This is a genomic window from Staphylococcus sp. EG-SA-15 (genome assembly GCF_017151895.1).
GTDB lineage: Bacteria > Bacillota > Bacilli > Staphylococcales > Staphylococcaceae > Staphylococcus > Staphylococcus aureus.
Map to the genome: position 1 here is coordinate 1 of NZ_JACVZN010000052.1, position 6,310 is coordinate 6,310.

Consider the following 6,310-nt stretch of genomic DNA (forward strand, 5'->3'; position numbering starts at 1 on the left):
CTGTTAATGGGTTCACTGTGATTGGTGTTGTGATTGTCTTACTTCCTGGTTGTCCTTCTTGTTTCACTCGCTCTTCACCAGGTTGTAACTTCGGATTAAATTCACGTTTTGTTTCAAACGGTATCTCTACTGTTTTTGTTTCTGGTGTACCCGTTTTTGGTCCGTGTTTAATCACATCATCCACTGGCTCTTCGATCACTTTTCCTGTGTCTGGATTCTTAATTCCTGGTTTACCTGGTACTTTTTCCGTTTGATCTGTTGGTAAGTTTGGATCAAAGATACCTTTATGACCTTGCGGTATTTTCTCGCCACCGAACTCTACAATCTTATCTACTGGTTGTTTTGTGATCTCTTCTGTTGGTTGACCCTCACCAACTTTTTCACCTGTTAATGGGTTCACTGTGATTGGTGTTGTGATTGTCTTACTTCCTGGTTGTCCTTCTTGTTTCACTCGCTCTTCACCAGGTTGTAACTTCGGATTAAATTCACGTTTTGTTTCAAACGGTATCTCTACTGTTTTTGTTTCTGGTGTACCCGTTTTTGGTCCGTGTTTAATCACATCATCCACTGGCTCTTCGATCACTTTTCCTGTGTCTGGATTCTTGATTCCTGGTTTACCTGGTACTTTTTCCGTTTGATCTGTTGGTAAGTTTGGATCAAAGATACCTTTATGACCTTGCGGTATTTTCTCGCCACCGAACTCTACAATCTTATCTACTGGTTGTTTTGTGATCTCTTCTGTTGGTTGACCCTCGCCAACTTTTTCACCTGTTAATGGGTTCACTGTGATTGGTGTTGTGATTGTCTTACTTCCTGGTTGTCCCTCTTGTTTCACTCGCTCTTCACCAGGTTGTAACTTCGGATTAAATTCACGTTTTGTTTCAAACGGTATCTCTACTGTTTTTATTTCTGTTTTCTTAACTAGATTAGGCGTTAGTTTAAATGTTGAGTTATTTAAATCCGTTCTCATCCAACCATTTGCATATACACCTTGAGATGTTCCCTGTCTTTGACTAGAAGTAATTAAAAAGTTATATGCTTCAGATTTATCCAATCCCAAATCTGATATATTAGCTTCCCAAACTTTACCAGCATATTCGGCTCTCATTATCCCCGATTTTTCATTGTACGCTAATTTTAAATTATTAAGTAATTGACCATGGAATTTTCCATCTGTTGTATCAATAGAATTATCTGCATATTGGAATGAATTATCCGCTTTACCTCTTGTTGGTATGTTTGTTCCAACCTTTGCTGTAGTTCCATCAGCACCTGTTTTTACAAACGTACCATACCCTTTAAATCCTTGTCCTGCCTGTTTCTCTTCTTTATCCATGGGATCTTTAAAATTATACCCTGTATCAATTTTAAATCCTGCTGAATTTTCCATTCCTTTGGGACCTAATATACCTCCCTTTTGTAAATATTCGTTACCGTCACCTTTACTAAATAAGAACCCCCATCCATCAGCGCCAGTTGTTACCGATTGATGATTATTAGCTACTCTAATGTTAAACTCAAAGTCATTTTTAAAAGAAACTTTATTCTTTAATTGTAATGCTCCTGTCAATTCGTTTTTTCCAATACTTTTATTATTGAAACGAGTGACTTCAGATACCTTTAGATCCTCTGGATTGCTTTGTATATCAACACTTCCGTAACCTTCAAAATGTTCTTTACCTTGAATTGTAATTGGGGTAGATTCAACTACATTTTTAGAATCTCTTGTAATATCAAAAGAGCCTTCATCAACAGAACGAGCTTTTCTAACCTTAGGTGTCTCTGCGTTATGAGTGACTGACGATTTCGGCTGAACTTCAGCAACATCAGCTACTTCTTTTGGTGTATCCTCCTTTTTTGATATATCTTCAGCTTTTACTGATGGTTCATGTTCGATTGTGTCTTTGTTTGAAGTTACTTCAGATTTAGCTTCTACACCCTGTGGTGCAGTGTCTTTGTTTGTTACTTCTTCAATCTTCACTTCTTTTGATTGGACATTATCTTTTAATGTAGTTGGATTCTCAATATTGTTTTCAGCTGCTTCTGCCTCTTGTTGAGTTCCCAAATACATTAGTGAGCCAATTAAAATAGATGCTGTTCCAACTGTAAATTTTCTTATTGAATATTTATTCAATTTATTTGATAGAAAATCTACTCTTTTATTTACCGGTCCTTTCTTATCTCTCATTTGCATACTCCTTTTTCCATATTTTCCACTTTACTTACAGTGAATTTACATGTAATTTTACAAATACAATAGGAGTTGCACAATGGAATATAACACTTATCTTTATAAAATTATTTTATATATTGACACACTTAAAACAATCTACAAATAAAATTATTATTTTTAGTTTTCAATGAATAATTCATTCTTATCTGTTGGAAAAACCCATCAACTCAATAGCATTGAATTTCTAAAATAAAAAATACCTTAACGCATTTAAAAATACATTTAACTGCACCAAGATATTAAAATCTCGAAACATACTTTATGTTTCATTAATATTTATTTCACTCAAAAGATTTTTAATATAATTGTGTTGTTTTACAGAAACAACAATGATTACATTTCTACTATCATGTGGGTCTCTACATTTATTCAAGTAACCCTTTTTTGATAATTCTTTTACGCTTTTAACAATTCTAGATTGGTCTATACCGATATAACTTATAATGTCTCTCATAAAATATTTACCTTCATCATTTTTAAATACATCTAAATATGCTAATACTAAATAATTATCTAATGTAAGACAAAAATATTTTTTTAAATATTTACGCAGCTCATATGTAGTTAATACTCTTTTCATTAATTTAATATTGCTCTTGCTTTTCAAATCATTCATCAAGTCTTCATCCCTTACTTTTAATTGTCACGTCAAATAATATTTGTCTTTAACTAGTAATAACTCCAAATATATTTAGTTTGTGGTGCTAGCTATAAACACAAATGAATCATAACACTATATTTTGATTTTGTTCAATTGTTTTTGTTTTTGGATAATAAATGAATTTGTCATTTGTTATTCCGTGATTTTTAGTTATTTATATTTTATATATATTATATATAAAAATATTTAGGTTAACATGTCTTCAAAAGAGATTGCTTTTATATTACTTTAAATAATATAAAGTATTGGGACATCAGAAAATAGTAGGAGAATGTAAGGTGGACTATCAAACTTTCGAAAAGGTCAATAAATTCATAAATGTAGAAGCGTACATATTTTTTCTCACTCAAGAGTTAAAGCAACAATATAAATTATCATTAAAAGAATTGTTGATATTAGCATATTTTTATTACAAAAATGAACACAGTATTTCACTAAAAGAAATCATTGGTGACATACTTTACAAACAATCTGATGTTGTAAAGAACATTAAGTCACTATCTAAAAAAGGATTTATAAATAAGTCTAGAAACGAAGCAGATGAACGCCGTATTTTTGTTTCAGTTACTCCAATACAACGTAAAAAGATTGCTTGTGTTATTAATGAGTTAGATAAAATAATTAAAGGATTTAATAAGGAAAGAGACTACATAAAATATCAATGGGCTCCAAAATATAGCAAAGAATTTTTTATACTTTTTATGAACATTATGTACTCAAAAGATTTTTTAAAATATCGATTTAATTTAACATTTCTTGATTTATCTATCTTATATGTAATATCATCTCGAAAAAATGAGATACTAAATTTAAAAGATTTGTTTGAAAGTATTAGATTTATGTATCCTCAAATTGTTAGGTCAGTTAATAGATTAAATAATAAAGGTATGCTAATCAAAGAACGATCCCTTGCAGATGAAAGGATTGTGTTAATCAAAATAAATAAAATACAATATAACACTATTAAAAGCATATTCACAGATACTTCCAAGATTCTCAAACCAAGAAAATTTTTCTTTTAAATTTAAACAGATTTACCTCTTGATAAAATAAATAAGCAATCATACTACTTCTCAATTTAGTATAAATAAAAATACATAATTAACTTTCTTTTGTTTTTATATTATTTCAATACCCTACTATATATCACAACACATAAATTAAGCATGACACTCATTCAATTTAGTTCACCATTTCGTGTTCCAATTTTACTGAGTATCATGCTTTTAATGTTATAAACCTAATGCTTTAATAAATCGTGTTAATTCTTCTCGCATACTGTCATCTTTCAATGCATATTCTATGGTAGTTTTAACGAAGCCTAATTTTTCTCCAACGTCATAACGTTCGCCTTCGAAGTCATATGCATACACTTGGTTATCATTATTCATACGTTCAATCGCATCTGTTAACTGAATTTCGTTACCTGCGCCTTCTTTTTGCGTTTTTAAATAATCGAAAATTTCAGGCGTTAATACATAACGTCCCATAATAGCTAGGTTTGATGGTGCCGTACCTTGTGCTGGCTTTTCAACAAACTTTTTCACTTCATACTGACGTCCGTTTTTAGTTAATGGGTCAATAATTCCATAACGATGAGTATCTGCTTCCGGAACTTCTTGGACACCTATAACTGAGTGCCCTGTTTCTTCATAAACGTCAATCAACTGTTTCACTGCTGGCACTTCAGATTCAACAATATCGTCACCTAATAATACCGCAAATGGTTCATTGCCGATAAATTGACGCGCAGAACTAATCGCATGCCCTAAACCTTTTTGTTCTTTCTGCCTTACATAAAAAATATTCGCAAGTTCCGTTGAATACTGAACTTTTTCTAGTAATTCAGATTTACCTTTTTCTTTTAACACCATTTCTAATTCTTTTTGACTATCAAAATGATCTTCAATCGCGCGTTTGTGGCGACCTGTCACTATAATAATATCTTCAATTCCAGCTCTTGCAGCTTCTTCAACGATATATTGTATTGTGGGTTTATCTAAGATAGGAAGCATTTCCTTTGGCATCGCTTTAGTTGCTGGTAAAAATCTAGTCCCTAAACCAGCAGCGGGAATGATTGCCTTTTTTATTTTTTTCAAAGTTAATGTGCTCCTTTTCCTAAGTATTAAATCTATGTATCAACGTCATTTTAACACTAATTAGAACGCCTTCATAGTGTCATTGAGTATGTAATTATTTCATGGGAAATTTGATTTAATATAAAAAAACAGGCTTACTTCATATAATTTATGAAATAAACCTGTCAATTTTAGATTGATTATGCTTTGTGATTCTTTTTATTTCTGCGTAATAATGCTAAACCTAGAATACTAAATAATCCGCCGAACAACATACCTTTGTTTGTTGATTCTTCTCCACCTGTTTCAGGTAATTCCGTTTTCTTAGGTTGTTTTTGTTTAGTTGGTGCCACTGCTTTAACCTTTTCATTGATTTCAATGACAGGTGTTACTACCTTACCTTGTTCCACTGGTTTAGAAGGCTTTTTAGGTTCTTCTTTTGCGGGTGGTACTGGTTTACCAGGTTCAGTTGGTACCTCTGGCGTTGGTGGCGTTGGTACTTCCGGCTCACTCGGTACTTCTGGCGTCGATGGTGTTGGTGTTTCCGGCTCGCTTGGTACTTCTGGTGTCGGTGGCGTTGGTGTTTCCGGCTCACTCGGCACTTCCGGCGTCGGTGGCGTTGGTGGCACGATTGGAGGTGTTGTATCTTCTTCAATCGTTTGTTGACCTTCATTTTGACCGCTTACTTGTGGAAGTGTATCTTCTTCAAAGTCAACGCTGTTGTGTCCACCGAATTGATAATTTGGTTTATCTTTATTTGTATCTTCCTCAATAATTTCAGTGTACTTATTGAATCCGTGAATATGTGGCACACTGTCGAAGTCGATATCAATGATGTTACCGCCATGTTCATACTTAGGTTTGTCTTTTTCTGTATCTTCCTCGAATGACTGATTACCATTATTTTGACCATGAATTTGAGGTACACTGTCGAAATCGATATCTACGATATTACCACCTTGTTCATATTTCGGTTTGTCTTCTTCTGTGTCTTCCTCGAATGACTGGTTACCGCTATTTTGGCCACCTTCATAACCTAATTCACTCTTAATATCAACGTGGCTATTTTCTTCGATTTCTTCAATCACACCATAATTCCCGTGACCATTTTCAGTTCCTAAACCAGAATGAGAAATATGATGATTGTTTTCAGTAATTTCCTCGATTGGTCCTTGTGCTTGACCATGCTCTTCAGGTAATTCATCTACTAGTTCAATCAGATTACTTTCAGTCGTATATTCTTTCGTATCTTCAACTGTTGTATGGTCGCTCACTGCGCCAGTTAGAATACCTTTTGTAGACTCTTCGTCAAATTCAACTAAGTTAGACTCAGTTATT

Annotated in this window: 4 protein-coding genes and 1 pseudogene; 1 reads left to right on the forward strand and 4 read right to left on the reverse strand. The window is 33.2% G+C overall.

Features of this window, described 5'->3' with window-relative positions:
• Positions 1-2,188: E domain-containing protein (locus IDG64_RS14135; RefSeq protein ID WP_206171345.1), on the reverse strand; the 2,188-nt coding region annotated here is incomplete at its 3' end.
• 304 nt (positions 2,189-2,492) lie between these two features.
• Complete coding sequence (gene sarT / locus IDG64_RS14140; RefSeq protein ID WP_000998872.1) at positions 2,493-2,849, reverse strand: HTH-type transcriptional regulator SarT; 357 nt, start codon at positions 2,847-2,849, stop codon at positions 2,493-2,495.
• A gap of 323 nt (positions 2,850-3,172) precedes the next feature.
• Between sarT and sarU the strand changes: the two genes are divergently transcribed.
• Positions 3,173-3,916 carry an HTH-type transcriptional regulator SarU gene (sarU, locus tag IDG64_RS14145; RefSeq protein WP_000386367.1) on the forward strand — a complete coding sequence of 248 codons (744 nt, stop codon included), beginning with the start codon at positions 3,173-3,175 and terminating at the stop codon, positions 3,914-3,916.
• Between the two features lie 210 nt (positions 3,917-4,126).
• On the opposite strand, the gene galU is transcribed toward sarU, so the two are convergent.
• Together galU and fnbA are read right to left on the reverse strand one after the other, a co-directional pair.
• Complete coding sequence (gene galU / locus IDG64_RS14150) at positions 4,127-4,993, reverse strand: UTP--glucose-1-phosphate uridylyltransferase GalU (RefSeq protein WP_000721336.1); 867 nt, start codon at positions 4,991-4,993, stop codon at positions 4,127-4,129.
• 179 nt (positions 4,994-5,172) lie between these two features.
• Positions 5,173-6,310: pseudogene (gene fnbA / locus IDG64_RS14155) on the reverse strand (fibronectin-binding protein FnbA); the annotation flags it as partial.